This window comes from Stutzerimonas kunmingensis, assembly GCF_002929225.1.
Classification (GTDB): Bacteria; Pseudomonadota; Gammaproteobacteria; order Pseudomonadales; family Pseudomonadaceae; genus Stutzerimonas.
On sequence record NZ_PISM01000018.1, the window covers coordinates 109,453 to 128,382 of the forward strand.

Below are 18,930 nucleotides of genomic sequence, written 5' to 3' on the forward strand. Positions count from 1 at the left end.
CTCGCGGCTCAAGGCGTCAGATAGGACGACCGCGTCAGCCCCAGACGCAACGCGTCGATGTATTGGGTGCGCTCCTTGGCGCTCAGCTTGGCGCTGGCAACCTTGTCGCGGTAGTAGGTCATCAGCTCCTCGGGCGACAGGTGCACGTAGCGCAGCATGTCCTCGATGGTGTCGTGGGTCTCGATGCCGGCGTGGTAGTAGCTGCCGTCCTCACGCTGATAGACGTTCACCGAGTCGGTGTCGCCAAACAGGTTGTGCATGTCGCCAAGGATTTCCTGGTACGCGCCGACCAGGAACACGCCAAGGAAATACTCTTCCCCCGCCTGAATCTCGTGCACCGGCATGCTGTTCTCGATGCTCTGCTCGTCGACGTAATGCCTGATCTTGCCGTCCGAGTCACAAGTCAGGTCCTGCAGCACCGCGCGACGCACCGGCTCTTCGGTCAAGCGCTGCAACGGCACGATAGGCAGAATCTGGTCGATGGCCCAGGTATCGGGCAGGCTCTGGAATACCGAGAAGTTGCAGATGTACTTGTCCGCCAGTTTGTCGTTCAACTCGTCGAGCACCGCGCGATGGGAGCGCTGGCGGGCCTTGAGCTGGTTGTACAGGCGACGGCAGATGGCGTAATAGCTCTGCTCGGCCAGTGCCTTCTGCGCCAGCGTCAGCTTGCCGGAGGCGTACTGCGCGCTGGACTCGCTCATGTAGTGGGTAGCGCGCCAGTAGGTCTCGGTGACCATTTCCGGGTCGGTCGGTCCGAGCAGGTCGGCCAGCGACTGCACGATCTCCGGCAGTTCGTCGTAGTTGTCGATCACCGGCAGCTCATCGTTGTGCCGCTCGACGTCGGTGACCTGCATGACCAACACCGCATGGTGCGCGGTCATCGCCCGCCCGCTTTCGGAGAAGATGTTCGGGTGCGGCAGCCCCTGTGCCTCGCAGAACTCCTTGAGCATGCCGACCACGGTACCGGCGTATTCGTCGATGTCGTAGTTGATCGAGCTGGCATTGCGCGAGTGGGTGCCGTCGTAGTCGACCCCCAGTCCGCCGCCCACATCGATGTAATCCACCGGCAGGTTCAACGCCCGTAGCTCGGCGTAGTAACGAATCGCCTCACGGAAGCCCTGACGATAGTCGGCCAGATTGGCGATCTGCGAACCCATGTGGAAGTGCAGCAAGCGAATGCCCTGGTCCATTTCTGCGGCGCGGAAGCGTTCGATCACCGAGAGCAGCTGCGCCGCGGACAAGCCGAACTTCGACCGCTCGCCACCGGTATCGGCCCACTTCGACGATGCCAGCGACGACAGCCGCACACGCAGACCGACCTGCGGGGTCAGCTTGAGCTCGTTGGCCTCCTCGATCACCAGCCCGACCTCGGACTCCTTCTCGATGACGATGAACACGTTGTGGCCGAGCTTCTGGCCCATCAGTGCGAGGCGGATGAACTCGCGGTCCTTGTAGCCATTGCAGACGATGGTGCCGCCCTTCGGCGCCAGCGCCAGCACAGCCATCAGCTCCGGCTTGGAACCCGCCTCCAGGCCGATGGAAACGTTCTGCGTGGCGATGATGTTCTCCACCACCGCTTCCTGCTGGTTGACCTTGATCGGGTACAACGCGGTGTACTTGCCGGCGTACTCCATGCGCTCGATGTTGGCATCGAAGGCACCGGTCAGACGCCGTACGCGGTCCTGCAGGATGCCGGGGAAACGCACCAGCAACGGCAGTGACAGCCCCGCCTCGCGTAATTGCTCGATCAGGCCGTTGAACTCGATCGGCTCGCCGCTCGGCCCTTGCGGGCGCACTTCGACATTGCCCTGGTCGTTGATTGCGAAATACCCAGCGCCCCAGTGGCGGATACCGTAGATGCTGCGGCTGTCGGCAGCGGTCCACTGGCTACCGTCGTCTTTACGTGTGCGTCGTACAGGCATCAAGGCCTCCCGGAAGAAATTGAGTGTTTCGCAGCGAGCAGAACCGCGCGGCGAAGGCTATGCGGCTTCGACAGCCGATATGCGGAAAATGGTGAAAATCGGTGGAGGTGTCACATCGGTGCTCAGCCACCGGACTTCTTGGCCTTGAAGCCACGTTTGCTCAGCTCGTCGATCAGCAGCTGAACGTGATCGCCCTGAATCTCGATGACTCCATCCTTCAGCGCACCACCCGTGCCGCAGCGACGTTTCAGCGCGCTGGCAAGTTCCTTGAGATCGGTCTCGGGCAAGGGAACGCCACTGATGGTCGTCACCGTCTTGCCGCCTCGGCCCTTACTCTCGCGGCGCACCCGTGCAATGCCGTCGCCTTCGGGCACAACGCTTTGTTTGCAGATGCAACTACCCAGCGGTTGACTGCACTCGGGACAATGCCGACCGGCATCGGTGGAATAGACCAGCCCGCTCAGGCCGGCCAGGGAAGTGGTTTTCTTCGCCACACAAACCTCACTCGCCAATCTGGCTCTGCCTGGCAGAGCCGAAGTGCCGGCTAATTTACCAGCAATGCGAGTTGGTAGCAGAACAGAGTCCGGGCGACGCATATGAAACCCGGACTGCTCGTGAAACCGAAGTACCGCGAAGGGCCGATCAGCTCTTCTGATCGGCGATACGCCCGGCCGGTGCATAGGGCGATGGATCCACGATCGGCGCCTGCCCAAGCATCAGATCGACAAGCAGCTGACAGGACGCCGGTGCCAGCACCAACCCGTTGCGGAAGTGCCCGCAGTTCAGCCACAGCCCGTCGAAACCGCCCACCTGTCCTATATAAGGCACGCCGTCCGGCGAACCGGGTCGCAGGCCTGCCCAGTGCTTGACCACTTGCGCGTCGGCCAGCGCGGGCAACAGCTCGATCGCTGTTGCCCTCAGGCTTTCCAGCGCGTCTTCGGTCGGCGTCTTGTCGAAGCCGACATCTTCCAGCGTGCTGCCGACCAGGATATGGCCGTCGCGCCGTGGAATCGCATAGCGCCGTTTGGCCAGCACCATGCTCGGCAGGAAGTCCTCGGCGCACTTGAATAGAATCATCTGCCCCTTCATCGGCTTGACCGGAATCTCCAGCCCCAGCGTCGCCAGCAGCTGTGCGCTCCAGGCGCCCGCAGCCACTACAACCTGATCCGCTCGCATCTCGCCCTGCGCTGTCTGCACGCCCACGATACGCGTACCGTCGCGGAGGAAACCCTCGACCGCGCACTGCTCGATCACAGTCACATTCGGCAGCTGCCGCAGCGCTTCGCGCAAGGCGCGCAACAGACGAGGATTGCGAATGTTGGCAACACCCTCCATGTAGACGACGCGCTCGTAACCCTCACCCAGCGAAGGCACTGTCTGGCGCACGGTCTCCATCGACACCGACGTCAGCGGCCGGCCATAACGCTCAGCCCAACTCAGCGCTTCCGCCTCGTCATGTAGATCCAGCCAGTAAAGGCCGGTGACATGCACCTCGGGGTCCACCCCCGTCTCTTCCAGAAGCCGCTCGCCAAGCTGTGGATAGAAATCCTGCGACCAATGCGCCAGCGCCGTGACCGCCGGGCTGTAGCGCCACGGATAAAGCGGCGAAACGATCCCGCCGCCGGCCCAGGAAGCTTCGCGACCAACATCGCCCGACTCTAGCAGCAACACCGACGTGCCTGCCTGAGCCAGGCGATAGGCTGACAACAACCCGATGACACCGCCACCGACAACGATCACTTCTTGATTCACATGCCTCTCCAACCATCTGGTTCACATTTCTGCCCGTCCGCACTTGGACTGACGGGCAGGCTGCTTTAAAAGAGCGTCGTGTATCTCGCGAACGCCAATACACAAAAAGCAGCCAGGACGGCTGAGCATCATACGTGCAAAGGAACCGCACTATGGCGAACCGAAATCAAGGCTTCACATTAATAGACGTAGTTATCACCGTATCAGTTCTTGCCGTTATTTCCGCCATAGCGATGTCGGCAATCAACGACTTTATTGAACGTAGCCGCCAGCAGGCCCTGCTTTCCCAACTTCAAGACACTATCCAGAACGCGCGTGCCACAGCGGTACTTCGACGCCAGACTGTTGTTCTATGTGGTACCCGAAATATGGACACTTGCAGCAACGACTGGCGCGATGGCTGGCTGACCAAGCTGGAAACAACAGGACAGAAACTCGCGCTAACGCAACTAACTGGCGCCAAAGAGCTGCGCTGGATTGGTTTCGGTAATCAGCAAATTCGGTTCTACGAAAACGGCACCAGCCCTTGGAGCAATGGCCGCTTCTATCAGTGCTATAAACAGCGTATCGCGTGGCAACTCATACTCAGCCGCCAGGGTCGACTGCGCCAAGGCACTGCGGAGGAGAATGAAAGCAAAGCCGCCCTGTGTACCCCCTGATATACACCGGCAGACATCAAAGCATGGCGTCGATCACGCCGAAGCTCGCGCACAAGCCTGATAATCGTGCCGACAGCCGGTCATCCCGACAAACGTACCGGCTATCCCGGCATAACGGACAAAGCGTCCGGGCCGAATCATTATCCGCTCAAGAAACTAAGTGGAGCGCACCATGTCACCTCGTCGCGACATGCAAGGATTCACCTTGATTGAAGCCATGATCGTACTCGTCCTGCTAGCGCTAATCGCCGGGTTGGCCATGCCCAGCCTCACCCGCATGACAGCCATCCACCAGGTAGAGGCTCAGGCACAGACTCTTCACAGCCTGCTGCAATTCGCTCGTTCCGAGGCGGTGGTACATCGGACTTCCATCAGCCTGAGCAACAACGCCGATGACTGGCTGGTGACCCACGTAGAAGACAACCGGGTACTGCGCCAGGAAACCATCAATCCGGATCAGGCTGCCATCACTAGCACCCTGGCAGCACCGATCACGCTGACCTATCGAGCCAACGGCACAGCCGACGCCGCAGACTTCATTGTCTGTCGCAACGACGAAGCAGAGTTCGCCTACCTGATCTCGGTACAACGCAGCGGCAACGCCCGCCTGCTGCCACGCGGAAAGGATGCATCAGGACAAGATCTGCAGGACTGCACGCCATGAAAAGAGATACCAAAAACCGAGGATTCACCCTGATCGAGGTACTGGTCACCCTCGTTCTGCTGACCATAGGCATGCTGGCACTCGTTGCTATGCAGAGTCGCGGCATCCAGTTCACCGCAGACTCCGTCGCACGCAACAACGCCATCATGCTGGCCAACGAGATGATGGAAACGATGCGTGCCAATCCGACAGCCCGTGATGCCTATCTTTTCGAAGCGCTGCCGGCAGATGACAGCTGTGAGGACGAAGAAGACGTCGAGGCCAGCGACGTGGCCAATCAGATGGCCTGCTGGGGTGAGAAGGCGCGCACGCTGTTGCCGGGTACAACTGGCGACGGCGGAGAGGCACAAGCCGTGCGTAACAACTTTTACACCTGCCGCTCCAAGCAGCTCGACGCCTGCGACGCAGGCGATGGCTCGGCCGTGGAGATTCAGGTCGCCTGGCGCTCCGTCGGAGAACGCTGTCGTGACGGGGATGGCGCAGGCGACGACGATCCCTTCATCTGCACCCTGCGCCTGCGCGGAGAACTTTGATCATGCACAAGCAAAACGGAATTTCCATCATCGAGATGATGGTGGCGCTGGTGATCAGCAGCATCCTGACAATCGGCATTACGCAGGTCTATGTCAAGAACCGTGAAAACGTGCTGTTCCAGCAAAGCCAAGGACAGAACATCGAAAACGCACGCTTCTCCATTCTTCTTCTGGAGCAGACGCTGGCGAAGGCAGGCTACCGTCGCACACCTGACCAGACCATGGCGACAGCCTTCCCCAAGAAGCCAATTGACGGCTGTGGAGTAATGGAAGCAGGTCAGGTCACCAAACGCCTCAGCGACACAGCGTTCTGCATCCGCTACCAGCCCGCATTCCCTGACGCCCGCGACTGCGCCGGCAACAACATCGACGATATTCCCGACAAGGCGTATGTATCTGCAGAACCGGTCTCGGAGAAGTTCGAACTTACCAACGGCGAACTGACCTGCAATGGCGCCGAGATTGCCACCGGAATCACCGACCTCAAGTTCGTGTATGGCGTCAACGGCAATGAGGAAAAACGCATCAGTCGATATGCCTCCACCCCCTCCGAAGACGACAACATCCGCGCAGTGAAACTTTCCATTCTGACAGCCAGTGCAAACAACATCACTCAGGATGCTGAGAGCAAGGCCTATGAACTCTGGTTTAACAAAGAGCCTGAAGACGAAGACAAGCGTCTCTATACCATGCTTTCAAGCAGCACCAGCATGAGGAACCTGCTGCCATGATCCGTACCGTCCACTCGCCAAGCCGGCGGCAACAACAAGGCGTTACCCTGCTGGTCGCCTTGGTTTTTCTACTGATCATCACGGTGCTCGCCATTGCTAATATGCGTGAGGTAGGCCTCGAATCCCGAATTACCGGCAACATGATCGAGCAGAAGCGCCTGCTGAACACGGCAGAAGCAGCCACCCGAGACGGCGAGCGCCGCACCCTCCTAAACGGCCCCCACGAGCCGACAAGCGATTGCAACAGTCTCACCCCCAAGAAACGCTGCCTTCTCGTAGGAGACAATAAATACAGTCTGGAAAGCACAAAAGGGGCCCAGGTTTATTCTCCCGACGACGATACCAAAGTTGCAGGTGACGCAACTTGGTATGCCAAAACCGCCCCCGGCGGGGAGACCCAAGGCCAAACCGAAAACCCCGAGTACGGTAACATGCTACTTGGCTTCGGAGTTTTTCGTTACGAAATCAATGGCATGGCTAGTTACAACGAAATTAATAACGCCGTCCGCTCAACTGTCGCTCTCAACGCCAAAGGAAGAATCGAGCAAGCCGAGTAAGGCTCGCTCGAGTTTCCACACAGGGAATAGCCATGATCACACATGATTTCTATACAAGAAGTGTTTTGAGCACACTAGGATTTCTAGTTTTTTTTGCCGGAAGCCTGAATGCCAGTGCAGCGGCGTTCAGCGTCAGCCAAAAACCATTGATGCTGACCGAAACCGTACCGCCAAACATGCTGTTGACGCTGGACGACTCTGGCAGTATGCGTTGGGCTTTTGCGCCAGATGAAAAGTCTGGCGCTCGCAGGACTCGTCGGGCCAAATCCACCGCGTTTAATCCGATGTATTACAACCCAGAGGTCACTTATGTGGCGCCCAAGATGTTTGACGCGTCCGGTGTAGAACAGGAGCTTTCCACAAGCTTCACTGCTGCGTTACACAACGGATTCAACAGCGCCCGAGGTAGCGTAGACCTTTCCAATGACTACAAAGTGCATTGGACATACGACCCTAATGCCAATGCGCCAACTACCTACGGTTATAGCAGCACCACCCCCCGGTTAGCCGAGAACCCTTCCAGTGACTTCTCATGCTATGTCACCAATCTAAACAAAGGTCAGGAAAAAAAATGTACAACGGACAGCGGAAAAGAGCTTTTTATACGCCGCAATAACTCTGGCACAGGCTGTACCGTCACGACGACAGGTTGGAGCAATGGCAGCTGCACCAGCGACAACGGCCGTTACACAGGCACTTGGGAGCAAACTGGAGTCCCCGCTTACTACTACGTTTATGACTCCAGCAAGAAGCTTAACTGCTCAACAACAGACGATGACTGCTACACTTTAAAGTTTGTCACAGTTTCAGAACAGCAAAACTTCGCCAACTGGTATTCGTTCTACCGTAACCGGGCGCTCGCCACGATTTCCGCAACGGCACTGGCCTTCTACGATCTCTCCACAGAAGTACGCCTGAGCTGGCAAGGCCTTGGCAACTGCAAAAGCTTTACGAGCACTGATAGCAACGGCAATTGCGGCAATAATGCATTCAAGAACTATTCAAGTGAGCATAAAGGCCAGCTCTACACATGGCTGCGCAATATCGAGTTCGACCAGAGCACCTATTTGCCTGCTGCCATGCGGCGCGCTGGTGACTTCTACGGCACAGCAAGAGCTTGGGAGAAAAACCCCGGAGGCAGTGGTAACACCACTGAGAACACATATGCCTGCCGCCCCAGCTATCACGTAATGATGACTGACGGCCTATGGAACCAAGCCGTCAACGCGCCAAGCAGCTTCCTTCACGACAATACAACCTTCAAGCTTCCTGATGGTCAGGAGTACAAAAGGCAAAGTCCTTTCAACGACACAAACAGCGACAACTACACACTCGCCGACTTGGCCATGCACTATTGGGCCACGGATCTGCGGCCGACCCTACCAAACGAAGTCAGCCCCTATATCCATACAAAGGATAATGACCCCAGTAAACAGTACTGGGACCCTCGCAACGACCCTGCTAATTGGCAGCGCATGGTCAACTTCATGATGGGCCTTGGCTTAACCGAAGCACTGGATAACCCCAAACTTCCTTGGGAGGGCGCAACCCACTCAGGCACAGGTTATCAGGCATTGCTCAACGGAGAGATGTGGCCCAAAGCCAGCTCTGCGGGAACTAAGAGCAATGTCTACGACCTCTGGCATGCCGCCCTTAACTCCCGTGGAGAGTTCTTCAGTGTCGATAGTCCCGAAGCCATGGTGAAGGCTTTCAAGGAAATCCTGAACCGCATCGAGGATCGCACCGCCACAGCCGCACGACCAGCCGTATCGGCGTCGTTCGTAGCAGATAGTGATGGCGGCAAGCTGAAAAATAACGTCTACGCCACGCAGTTCTCAAGTGACGACTGGAGCGGTGAACTAAGCAAGACTCAGCTCGTCGGCGGGCAAATCAAGACGCTATGGAGCACCAAGACTGCCAACCAGGGGATCAATCCCTCGACACGCAACGTCATGATGGCCGCGCCCGACGCGGTGGCAGATAACAGGCTGGTGTCTTTTAACTGGGGCAACCTGGGCGACCTTCAAGATTTGCTGGACGTGAACCCTGAAAGCCTTGTAGGTGCCAAGGACGGACGCGGTGAAGAGCGGGTGGGCTACATCCGCGGCGACCGCGGGCTTGAAGGCGACAGCGAAACGAGCTTCCGCCGCCGCAACAGCGATACCGTGATCGGCGACATTATCAACTCCAGTCCAGTCATCGTGGGTACGCCGGCCTATCTGGCTTATCTGGCCGACGCCATCGAGGCACCTGACAGGGGAGCCTACAAGAGTTACTCTGACTTCCGCGAAGCACACCGCAAGCGCGTTATCAATCCGGATACAGGCACCGTAGTATCTGGCAGCCGCAAGGAAATGATCTACGTCGGCGGGAACGACGGCATGCTGCATGGGTTCAACGCGGATACAGGAAAGGAAGAGTTCGCCTTCATTCCCACCGAAGTAATCAAGAATCTATACCGCCTTACAGGCAAGAACTACAGCGGTGGCGAACACCACTATTTCGTAGATGGTTCCCCCATTGTCCGCGACGTCTACCTGAGCGACGACCTGGGCTGGCGCACCGTGCTGATTGGCACTCTACGTGCCGGAGGCAAGGCCCTGTTCGCGCTCGACGTCACAGATCCCGACAACATCGAACTGCTTTGGGAGTTCGACTCTACGACTGACGAAGATCTGGGCTACTCGTTCGCACAGCCGGAAATTGTACGCCTGCATACCGGCGAGTGGGCAGTCCTGCAGGGCAATGGCTACGACAGCGCCAATGACAAAGCAGCGCTGCTTATCATCGACATAGCAAACGGCGATTTAATCAAGAAAATCACCGTTCCGGATGTCATTGAAGAAGACATCACACTGCCCAATGGTCTCTCCAGCGTCCGGGGCGCCGACAATAACGGCGACGGGCTTGTGGACTATGCCTACGCTGGAGACCTACAGGGAAATGTCTGGCGTTTCGATTTGGTAAAGCCAACGAACTCATCTGAGTTCGTAACACAAGATGGGCAGACAATCAGCGATCCCTTCAATCGACGCCTCCCCGACATCAAATCCATCACACATGATGATTTCAAACTGGCGTACGGCGGCAACCCCTTGTTTACAGCGAAGGACGGAGCCACTGAAGACCGCCAAGCCATCACCATACAACCTTCTCTTGTACGTCACCCGAGCAGTCATGGCTATCTGGTACTGGTCGGAACCGGAAAATACTTCGAACACAGCGACGCCAATGTCGATACCAGTCGAGCCATGACGCTTTATGGCATTTGGGATCGTAAAACCAAGCGCCAGCTTACCGACGCCTATACGCTTCGCGCAGGCGACCGCAACCGCTTAGTAGCCCAGTCGTTCACTTCGCAAAACAACAGTGTTCAGTACACCAATGACGAAAACCAAGTGCTATCCACGCGCGACATTCGCCTGCTGAGCAGCGAGCCTCCGGAGTGGTACAAGGCTACGGAAGACTTCGAAGCCAACCCCGACTACGATAACCCCTTGCACAACGACAACAATGTGCAGAAATGGGGCTGGTCACTGGATATGGCCGTCGGTAACAAGCTGGAAGGCGAGATGATCATCAACAACATGACCGTTAGCGGCTCCATCCTGTTCCTCAGCAGCCTGACACCCAACCAAGACCCCTGCCAGGCCGGAGCGGACACTTGGCTATACGCCGTTGACGCCTATTCAGGTGGCCGTACACGCTTCAATGTTATCGACCTGAATGCAGACCAAATTGTGGACACAAACGACGAATACAAAAGCGATGTCGTTTCAGGCATGCGTTTCCCAGCCCTTGGAGGCTTTACGCTGGCACCCGGCAACCTTGTCTTCGGCAGTGACGGTGCATACGATCCGACCACGATCGGCGATGACCCCAATACCAGCGGCCGCCAGAGCTGGCATATCATCCCGGAGAAATACCAATGAGCAAGGCTTATCAGAATGGATTCACACTGATCGAACTGATGATGGCGGTAGCGATCATAGGTATCGTCGCCGCCATTGCGATCCCGAACTACATGGACTACATGGATCGCAGCAAGCGCTCTATCGGCATGGCTCTATTACAGGAACTGGCTGCACTTCAGGAGCGACGCTATGCACAAAATGGCGCTTATATCACCAGCAATAGTGATCTTGACAAACTGGTAGGTAGCTCTAAACGCCTAGACGGATCAGGCGCTACTCGACGAGTTGTATCGGAGAACCTTTATTATCAAGTTTCCGTTTCCAGCGTTGCAGACGACGGCGGTTACACACTGACAGCGGCTCCGGGCCCAGCATTCAACGATCCTGCCTGCGGCGACCTCACCCTCAATGCAGTAGGCGCCAAAGGTCGCGTCCTTAGCGATCCTCCGCCATCTAAGCCAAAGACTGTAGACCAATGCTGGAAATAAAACAGCGAAACGAAAAACCGGCCTAAATCGGTCGGTTTCTTTGATCGCTTAAACCTGCCTGACCCGCAACTCCTTCGGCATGGAGAACGTCACGTTCTCCGGCCGCCCTTCCAACTCATTCATGTCAGCGGCGCCCCACTCCTTCAGCTGCTCGATTACCCCACGCACCAGCACCTCAGGTGCCGATGCGCCGGCGGTGATGCCGATGCGCTCGACGCTCTCGAACCATTCTCGCTTGAGGTCCTCGGCGCCGTCGATCAGATAGGCTGGGGTGTTCATGCGCTCTGCCAGCTCACGCAGACGGTTCGAATTTGAGCTGTTGGGGCTACCGACCACCAGTACCACGTCGCATTCATCGGCCAGTTGCTTCACCGCATCCTGGCGATTCTGTGTGGCGTAGCAGATGTCGTCCTTGCGTGGACCGCCGATGCTCGGGTACTTGCGGCGCAGCGCGTCGATGACGCGACTGGTGTCATCCATGGACAACGTGGTCTGGGTGACGAACGCCAGGGCCTCGGGGTTGCGCACCTGCAGCTGGGCAACATCCTCTTCATCCTCGACCAGGTAGATCGCGCCGCCATTGCGCGCGTCGTACTGCCCCATGGTCCCTTCGACTTCCGGGTGGCCCTGGTGGCCGATGAGGATGCATTCGCGCCCTTCACGACTGTACTTGGCCACTTCCAGATGCACCTTGGTCACCAGCGGACAGGTGGCGTCGAACACCTTCAGGCCGCGTTTCTCGGCTTCCTGTCGAACGGCCTGCGAAACGCCATGGGCGCTGAAGATGACGATGACGTCGTCCGGCACCTGGTCCAGCTCTTCGACGAAGACCGCCCCACGCGCACGCAGGTCTTCGACCACGAACTTGTTGTGCACCACTTCATGCCGCACATAGATCGGCGGCCCGAAAACTTCCAGGGCCCGGTTGACGATTTCGATGGCGCGATCTACACCCGCGCAGAAGCCGCGAGGATTGGCGAGTTTGATTTGCATGGTGAGTCTCGGCACGCGAAGGCTTGAGGACGGATGAGTGTAACGCGATACGGCACGGGCGTTCTCTGACACCCTGTATCGGCCAGCGGGAGGGCAGTAATCCCCCGGCTGGCCAGCTCCAGCTACGCCGGCTTGACCTCAATGATCTCGACCTCGAAAGTCAGGGTCTTGCCAGCCAATGGATGATTGAAGTCTACGGTGACCTGACTCTCGTCGAACGCCTTCACCACACCCGGCAGCTCGGTACGCGCCGCATCCTGAAAGCTGACCATCAACCCTTCGGAAAGCTCCATCCCGGCGAACTGGTTGCGCGGCATGATCTGCACATTCTGCGGGTTGACCTGGCCGAAGCCCTGCTCCGGAGCAATCTGCAGGGTGCGCTTGTCACCGGCCTTCAGCCCGTAGAGCTGCTGCTCAAAGCCTGGCAGCAGGTTGCCATCACCTACCTTGAAGGTTGCTGGCTTCTTGTCGAACGTGCTGTCGACCAGCTCGCCCGTTTCCAGGCCAAGCGCGAAATGCAGGGTGACTTCCTTGTCCGGCCCAATGCGCTGTTCAGTCATGTGCAGCTTCTCCGGTCTTGTTGCCCTTGAACATGTCCAGCGCCAGCATGACGGCACCGACGGTGATGGCGCTATCAGCGATATTGAACGCGGGGAAATACCAGCGGTTCTGCCAATGCACCAGAATGAAATCGACCACATGGCCTAACACCACGCGATCGTAGAGATTGCCCAGCGCGCCGCCCAACACCAGCGCCAACGCTACTGCCAGCCAGGTTTCGTTTGCTTTCAGCCGCTTCAGCCAGACCACCAGCACGACACTGACGCCAACTGCGATCACCGCAAACAGCCAACGCTGCCAGCCGCCATGATCGGCAAGGAAGCTGAACGCCGCCCCCGTGTTGTAGGCCAGCGTCCAGGCGAAGTAGCCCGGAATCACGTCGACCTTCTGGTACAGGCTGAAGTTGGCCTCAAAGTAGTGTTTGGTCGCCTGATCGAAGGCGATCACCAGCACACTGAGCCACAGCCAGGCGAGCCGACCGAAACGCGCACTCATTGCACAGCCTCCGGCTCGCTGATCGTCCGGCGCACATCACGCATAGTGACGAACCTCACCAGCACCTTCGATATTCTCCACACAGCGACCGCAGATGTCCGGATGCTCGGCATGCGTGCCAACGTCCGGCAGATGGTGCCAGCAACGACCGCACTTGCTATGTCCGGTCTTGCGGACCACCAGCTTGAGGCCGGCCAGCTCGCTCTCCACGGCCTCGGCTGGGGCCTGAGCCAGTGGTGCGATATCTACGGCAGAGGTGATCAGCACGAAGCGCAGCTCGTTGCCCAGCTTGGCCAACTCCGCAGCCAACGCGCCTTCTGCATACAGCGTGACTTCCGCCTGCAGATTGCCGCCAATGGTCTTGGCCGCACGCTGGTTTTCCAGCTCCTTGTTCACCGCGGTCTTGACCGCCATGACCTTGTCCCAGAAAGCGCGATCCAGCTCGGCGTCCTGTGGTAGCGCGGTCAGGCCCGTGTAATAGGTATTGAGCATCACCGATTCGTTGCGCTCGCCCGGCAGGTACTGCCAGATTTCCTCGGCGGTGAAGGCCAGGATCGGCGCGATCCAGCGCACCAGCGCCTCGGCGATGTGATACAGCGCGGTCTGGCAGGAGCGACGCGGCAGGCTGTCCGCACCAGTGGTGTATTGGCGGTCCTTGATGATGTCCAGATAGAAGCCGCCCAACTCCTGCACGCAGAAGTTGTGTACTTTGGAATAGACGTTCCAGAAACGGTACTGCTCGTAGGCTTCCTCGATTTCGCGCTGCAGCAGCAGCGCACGATCGATGGCCCAGCGGTCCAGGGCGATCAGCTGGTCGTTCGGCACCAGGTGCTGCGCCGGATCGAAGCCATCGAGGTTGGAAAGCAGGAAACGCGCGGTATTGCGGATACGCCGGTAAGCATCGGCGCTGCGCTGCAGGATCTGCTTGGAGACGGCCATCTCGCCGGAATAGTCGGTCGCCGAGACCCACAGACGCAGGATGTCGGCGCCCATGCTGTCGGTGATTTCCTGCGGCGCGATGACGTTGCCGAGGGACTTGGACATCTTGCGGCCGTTCTCGTCCACGGTGAAACCGTGGGTCAGCAGGCCCTTATAGGGCGCGTGGCCGTCGATGGCCGCACCGGTCAGCAGCGAGGAGTGGAACCAGCCGCGATGCTGGTCGGAGCCTTCCAGATAGAGATCGGCACGCGGGCCGCTTTCGTGACCCATGGGGTGCGAGCCGCGCATCACATGCCAGTGGGTGGTGCCGGAATCGAACCAGACATCGAGGGTGTCGGTGATCTTCTCGTACTGCGCCGCCTCGTCGCCGAGCAACTCGGCTGCGTCGAGCTTCGACCAGGCCTCGATACCGCCCTGCTCCACACGCTGCGCCACGGCTTCCATCAGCTCGACGGTACGCGGGTGCAGCTCGCCGCTTTCCTTGTGCAGGAAGAACGGGATCGGCACGCCCCAGGTGCGCTGGCGCGAGATGCACCAATCCGGGCGCCCGGCGATCATGCCGTGCAGACGCGCCTGGCCCCAGGCCGGGACGAACTGGGTCTGCTCGATGGCGTCCAGCGCGCGACGGCGCAGCGAGCTGCCGTCGTGGGCGACCTTGTCCATGCCGACGAACCACTGGGCGGTGGCGCGGTAGATCAGTGGTGTCTTGTGCCGCCAGCAGTGCATGTAGCTGTGCTGGATGGCTTCGTGCTTGAGCAGCGCGCCGACTTCACGCAGTTTCTCGACGATGGCCGGGTTGGCCTTCCAGATGAACTGGCCGCCGAAGAACGGCAGGTCCGGGACGTAGACGCCGTGGCTCTGCACCGGACTGAGAATGTCGTCGTTCTCCATGCCGTAGTGCTTGCAGGTACGGAAGTCGTCCTCGCCATAGGCCGGCGAGGAGTGGACGATGCCGGTGCCGGCGCCGGTTTCCACGTACTCGGCCAGGTACACCGGCGAGAAGCGCTCGTAGAAGGGATGGCGGAAGCGGATCAGCTCCAGCGCCTTGCCTTCGCAACGGGCAATGATCCGGCCTTCGAGGCCGTAGCGTTGCAGGCTGGACTCGACCAGTTCCTCGGCCAGCACCAGCAGCCGATCGCCGGTGTCGACCAGCGCGTAGATGAAATCGGGGTGGACGTTGAGCGCCTGGTTGGCCGGAATGGTCCAGGGCGTAGTGGTCCAGATGACGATACTGGTCGGCTTGGACAGGCTGGCGACACCGAAGGCGGTCGCGAGCTTGTCGGCATCCTCGACGGCGAAAGCCACGTCGATGGCATCGGATTTCTTGTCCTGGTATTCGACTTCCGCTTCGGCCAGGGCCGAGCCGCAGTCGAAGCACCAGTTCACCGGCTTCAGGCCCTTGAAGACGAAGCCGCCCTCGACCATCTTCGCCAGGGCGCGGATCTCGCCGGCTTCGTTGGTGAAATCCATGGTTTTGTAGGGGTTGTCCCAATCGCCGAGCACGCCGAGACGGATGAAGTCGGCCTTCTGCCCTTCGATCTGCTCGGCGGCGTAAGCGCGGCAGCGTTCGCGGGTCAGGTCCGCCGGCTGGTTCTTGCCGAAGGTGGTTTCGACCTTGTGCTCGATGGGCAGGCCGTGGCAGTCCCAGCCCGGCACATAGGGCGCATCGAAGCCGGCCAGGGTGCGCGAACGGACGATCATGTCCTTGATCACCTTGTTCACCGCGTGGCCGATGTGGATGTTGCCGTTGGCGTACGGCGGGCCGTCATGCAGGACGAATTTCGGGCGACCTTCGCCGATCTGCCGCAGCTTCCGGTACAGGTCAATGCTGTTCCAGCGCTGCAGAATCTCCGGCTCGCGCTGTGGCAGACCGGCCTTCATCGGAAATGCCGTGGACGGCAGATTGAGGGTCGCTTTGTAATCGGTCATTTCAGTCCTGACTCGTCATGAGGGGTGAAGCCCGCCAGTAATCGCGGGCAGCGGCGATGTCGGCATCGATCGCCGTCTTGAGTGCCTCCAGCGAGGCGAAACGCTGCTCGTCGCGCAGCTTGCGATGGAAGGTGACCTGCACCAGACGCCCATACAGGTCGCCCTGATAATCGAGCAGATGCACTTCCAAGTGTGGTTTACCGTCACTTTCGACCGTGGGTCGCATGCCGATGTTGGCGACACCGGCAAGCGACTTGTCGTCCAGATCGAGACTGACCAGAAACACGCCACTCAGCGGCGTGTTGCGGCGTTTGAGCTGCACATTGGCAGTTGGCGCGCCGAGCTGGCGGCCCAGTTTCTGCCCGTGCATGACCCGGCCAGTGATACCGAACGGTCTGCCGAGCAGTGCTTCGGCGCAGGCCAGGTCACCCTCGGCCAGCACCTGACGCAGCCGCGTGCTACTGACCCGCTCGCCGTCCACCTCAATGGTGGTGGCGGCCTCGACCGAGAAGCCTTCGGCCGCGCCGGCCTTGAGCAGGAAGTCGAAATCGCCGGCGCGGTCGCAACCGAAACGGAAATCGTCACCGACTTCCAAATGCCGTACACCCAACCCTTCCACCAGCGTGGCGTGGACGAATTCAGCGGCACTCAGCTCTCGCAGGCGGCGATTGAAGGCCAGACACAACACCAGATCGACGCCCTGCTCGCTCAACAGCTGCAGTTTTTCACGCAAGCGGGTGAGCCGCGCTGGCGCCTTGTCCGGCGAAAAGAACTCACGCGGTTGCGGCTCGAAGATCACTACGCAGCTGGGCAGGCCCAATTCGGCCGCACGCTCGCGCAGCCGCGCCAGGATGGCCTGATGCCCCCGGTGCACGCCGTCGAAATTGCCGATGGTGGCGACGCAGCCCCGATGCCGGGGTCGCAGATTGTGAAGGCCTCGAACCAGCTGCATACCGCACTTCTTGCTTGAAAAGTGGCCGATTATACGCACGTGCCGCGCATCCCGGACAGGTTTGCTCCGCCCGTGAATCGTCGATCAATGCCGCAAATGCCGCGGTCGCAGCCCGGTCAGCAACAACCCGGCGGCGAATGCCGCGAGCCCTGCGCAAACGAGAATCCCCAACCGCAGCGCTCGCTGCTGCCAGCCCCAGACGAACCACTCCTGCGCCGGCACGTTAAGCCACCAGACCGTCGCCACCATCGCCGCACAGGCAGCTGCCAGGCGTAACCCGAACAGCCACCAGCCCGGTGCAGGACGGTAGACGCCAACCTTGTACAGCCCCCAGAACAGCAGCACAGCGTTGAGCATCGACGACAACGAAGTCGCCAGCGCCAGCCCGACATGCTGTAACGGCCAGATCAGGATCAGGTTCATTACCATGTTCGCGACCATGCAAATGACCGCGACGCGTACCGGCGTCTTCAGATCCTGACGAGCGAAGAAACCCGGCGCCAGCACCTTGATCAGCATGAACGCCAGCACGCCGAGAGAATAGGCCTGCAGCGCCCTGGCCGATTGCACCACCGCCTCCTCGCTCATGGCGCCGTAATAGAACAGGCTGGCGATCATTGGCTCGGCGAGAATACCCAGCGCCAGCGCAGCGGGAACGCCCACCAGCAGCACCATGCGCAATGCCCAATCGACCGTTGCGGAGAACGCCTTTGGATCGTCTCCGGCATGCTGGCGCGACAAGCTCGGCAAGATCACCGTACCAATCGCGATGCCAAACGCCCCCAACGGCAGCTCTGACAGGCGATCGGCGTAATACAACCAGGACACGCTGCCGGTCTGCAGAAAGGAAGCCAGCACTGTATCCAGCAACAGATTGATCTGACTGACCGAGACACCGAACAGCGCCGGCACCATCAGCAGCATGATGCGTCGAACGCCCTCGTCGCCCCGCTTTACCTTTGGCCGCGGCAGCAGGCCAAGCTTGGCGACATACGGCAGCTGGAAGGCCAGCTGGGCGAAACCGGCAATGAACACGCCCCAGGCAAGCGCCATGATCGGCTGATCGAAATAGGGCGTGAGAAACACAGCCGAGGCGATCATGCAGACATTGAGCAGCACCGGCGTGAAGCCCGGCACCGCGAAATGCCCGTAACTGTTGAGCACGCCGGAGGTGAATGCCGTCAGCGAGATCAGCATCAGGTAGGGAAAGGTGATGCGCAGCAGCTCGCCAGCCAGCTGCATCTTCTCCGGATCATCATGAAAGCCGGGCGCGAAGACCATTACCACATAGGGCGCAAACAGCACGCCCAGCGCAGTCAGCCCGGCAAGGATGAGCCCGAGCATGCCGGCGGTGCGATCCACCAACTGCTTGACGTCCTGCAGCGTGCGCTTGGTGCGATATTCCGAAAGCACCGGAACGAACGCCTGAGCGAATGCGCCCTCGGCAAACAGCCGGCGCAGAAAGTTGGGAATCTTGAACGCAATGAAGAACGCGTCGGCCGCAGCCCCCGAACCGAAGTAGCTGGCGACGACCATATCGCGTACCATGCCCAACACGCGTGACAGCAGGGTCATGACACTGACCACGGCGCTGGAGCGCAACAATCCGCCCTTGCCGGTTTTTTCGGACATTTGTCTTCCTAGAATTGCAGCGAGATTGATCGACCGAACGCTCAGCGCCGGCCGGATCGATGGCCAGTTACGACACGAAAAGAGGCGGCGAGTTTAGCCGCAGCCCTTCTGTCCGACCAGCTTCTCAAGCCATTCGACCGGGCTTGACAAGCGCCCTTCGCGTCGGCATGATTCGCGGCCTTATTTGCTTTGCAATCCCCCAAGTTTTC

General features: G+C 59.4%; 16 protein-coding genes. 7 read left to right on the top strand and 9 right to left on the bottom strand.

What is annotated here, in order from left to right:
* Positions 1 to 8 precede the first annotated feature (8 nt).
* The 3 genes from speA to thiO form a co-directional block, all read right to left on the bottom strand.
* Positions 9 to 1,922, bottom strand: a complete 1,914-nt coding sequence (gene speA / locus CW305_RS10990) for an arginine decarboxylase (protein WP_104097911.1) — start codon at positions 1,920 to 1,922, stop codon at positions 9 to 11.
* A gap of 122 nt (positions 1,923 to 2,044) precedes the next feature.
* Entirely contained in the window at positions 2,045 to 2,416 is a 372-nt protein-coding gene (locus CW305_RS10995; RefSeq protein WP_003302176.1) for a translation initiation factor Sui1, read from the bottom strand.
* Positions 2,417 to 2,564: 148 nt separating this feature from the next.
* Positions 2,565 to 3,674 (bottom strand): glycine oxidase ThiO, encoded by a 1,110-nt coding sequence (gene thiO / locus CW305_RS11000; RefSeq protein ID WP_003302174.1) that lies wholly within the window; start codon positions 3,672 to 3,674, stop codon positions 2,565 to 2,567.
* Between the two features lie 152 nt (positions 3,675 to 3,826).
* On the opposite strand from thiO, the gene CW305_RS11005 reads away from it, so the two are divergent.
* From CW305_RS11005 to CW305_RS11035, 7 genes are all read left to right on the top strand, one after another.
* Positions 3,827 to 4,333 carry a GspH/FimT family pseudopilin gene (locus CW305_RS11005; protein ID WP_104097912.1) on the top strand — a complete coding sequence of 169 codons (507 nt, stop codon included), beginning with the start codon at positions 3,827 to 3,829 and terminating at the stop codon, positions 4,331 to 4,333.
* 172 nt (positions 4,334 to 4,505) lie between these two features.
* Positions 4,506 to 4,997 carry a GspH/FimT family pseudopilin gene (locus CW305_RS11010; RefSeq protein ID WP_104097913.1) on the top strand — a complete coding sequence of 164 codons (492 nt, stop codon included), beginning with the start codon at positions 4,506 to 4,508 and terminating at the stop codon, positions 4,995 to 4,997.
* A complete protein-coding gene (gene pilV / locus CW305_RS11015) occupies positions 4,994 to 5,530 on the top strand; it encodes a type IV pilus modification protein PilV (RefSeq protein ID WP_104097914.1) in 537 nt (178 codons plus the stop codon). Before CW305_RS11010 ends, pilV begins: the two co-directional genes overlap by 4 nt.
* Positions 5,531 to 5,532: 2 nt before the next feature.
* Positions 5,533 to 6,261: a PilW family protein gene (locus CW305_RS11020; protein ID WP_104097915.1), complete on the top strand. Its 729-nt coding sequence runs from the start codon at positions 5,533 to 5,535 to the stop codon at positions 6,259 to 6,261.
* Positions 6,258 to 6,818 carry a pilus assembly PilX family protein gene (locus CW305_RS11025; protein WP_104097916.1) on the top strand — a complete coding sequence of 187 codons (561 nt, stop codon included), beginning with the start codon at positions 6,258 to 6,260 and terminating at the stop codon, positions 6,816 to 6,818. The genes CW305_RS11020 and CW305_RS11025 overlap by 4 nt, the downstream gene beginning before the upstream one ends.
* 32 nt (positions 6,819 to 6,850) lie before the next feature.
* Complete coding sequence (locus CW305_RS11030) at positions 6,851 to 10,750, top strand: pilus assembly protein (RefSeq protein WP_245890993.1); 3,900 nt, start codon at positions 6,851 to 6,853, stop codon at positions 10,748 to 10,750.
* Complete coding sequence (locus tag CW305_RS11035) at positions 10,747 to 11,220, top strand: type IV pilin protein (protein WP_104097917.1); 474 nt, start codon at positions 10,747 to 10,749, stop codon at positions 11,218 to 11,220. The genes CW305_RS11030 and CW305_RS11035 overlap by 4 nt, the downstream gene beginning before the upstream one ends.
* Before the next feature lie 48 nt (positions 11,221 to 11,268).
* On the opposite strand, the gene ispH is transcribed toward CW305_RS11035, so the two are convergent.
* From ispH to murJ, 6 genes are all read right to left on the bottom strand, one after another.
* Positions 11,269 to 12,213, bottom strand: a complete 945-nt coding sequence (gene ispH, locus CW305_RS11040) for a 4-hydroxy-3-methylbut-2-enyl diphosphate reductase (RefSeq protein ID WP_104097918.1) — start codon at positions 12,211 to 12,213, stop codon at positions 11,269 to 11,271.
* A 122-nt stretch (positions 12,214 to 12,335) separates the two neighbouring features.
* The gene (gene fkpB / locus CW305_RS11045) at positions 12,336 to 12,773 is read right to left on the bottom strand and encodes an FKBP-type peptidyl-prolyl cis-trans isomerase (RefSeq protein WP_104097919.1); all 438 of its coding nucleotides are present in this window, start codon (positions 12,771 to 12,773) and stop codon (positions 12,336 to 12,338) included.
* Positions 12,766 to 13,269: a signal peptidase II gene (gene lspA, locus CW305_RS11050; RefSeq protein WP_044315014.1), complete on the bottom strand. Its 504-nt coding sequence runs from the start codon at positions 13,267 to 13,269 to the stop codon at positions 12,766 to 12,768. Before lspA ends, fkpB begins: the two co-directional genes overlap by 8 nt.
* Before the next feature lie 36 nt (positions 13,270 to 13,305).
* Complete coding sequence (gene ileS / locus CW305_RS11055; RefSeq protein WP_104097920.1) at positions 13,306 to 16,137, bottom strand: isoleucine--tRNA ligase; 2,832 nt, start codon at positions 16,135 to 16,137, stop codon at positions 13,306 to 13,308.
* Between the two features lies 1 nt (position 16,138).
* Positions 16,139 to 17,089: a bifunctional riboflavin kinase/FAD synthetase gene (ribF, locus tag CW305_RS11060; RefSeq protein WP_104097921.1), complete on the bottom strand. Its 951-nt coding sequence runs from the start codon at positions 17,087 to 17,089 to the stop codon at positions 16,139 to 16,141.
* Positions 17,090 to 17,173: 84 nt separating this feature from the next.
* Complete coding sequence (gene murJ / locus CW305_RS11065; RefSeq protein WP_104097922.1) at positions 17,174 to 18,721, bottom strand: murein biosynthesis integral membrane protein MurJ; 1,548 nt, start codon at positions 18,719 to 18,721, stop codon at positions 17,174 to 17,176.
* Between the last annotated feature and the right edge of the window lie 209 nt (positions 18,722 to 18,930).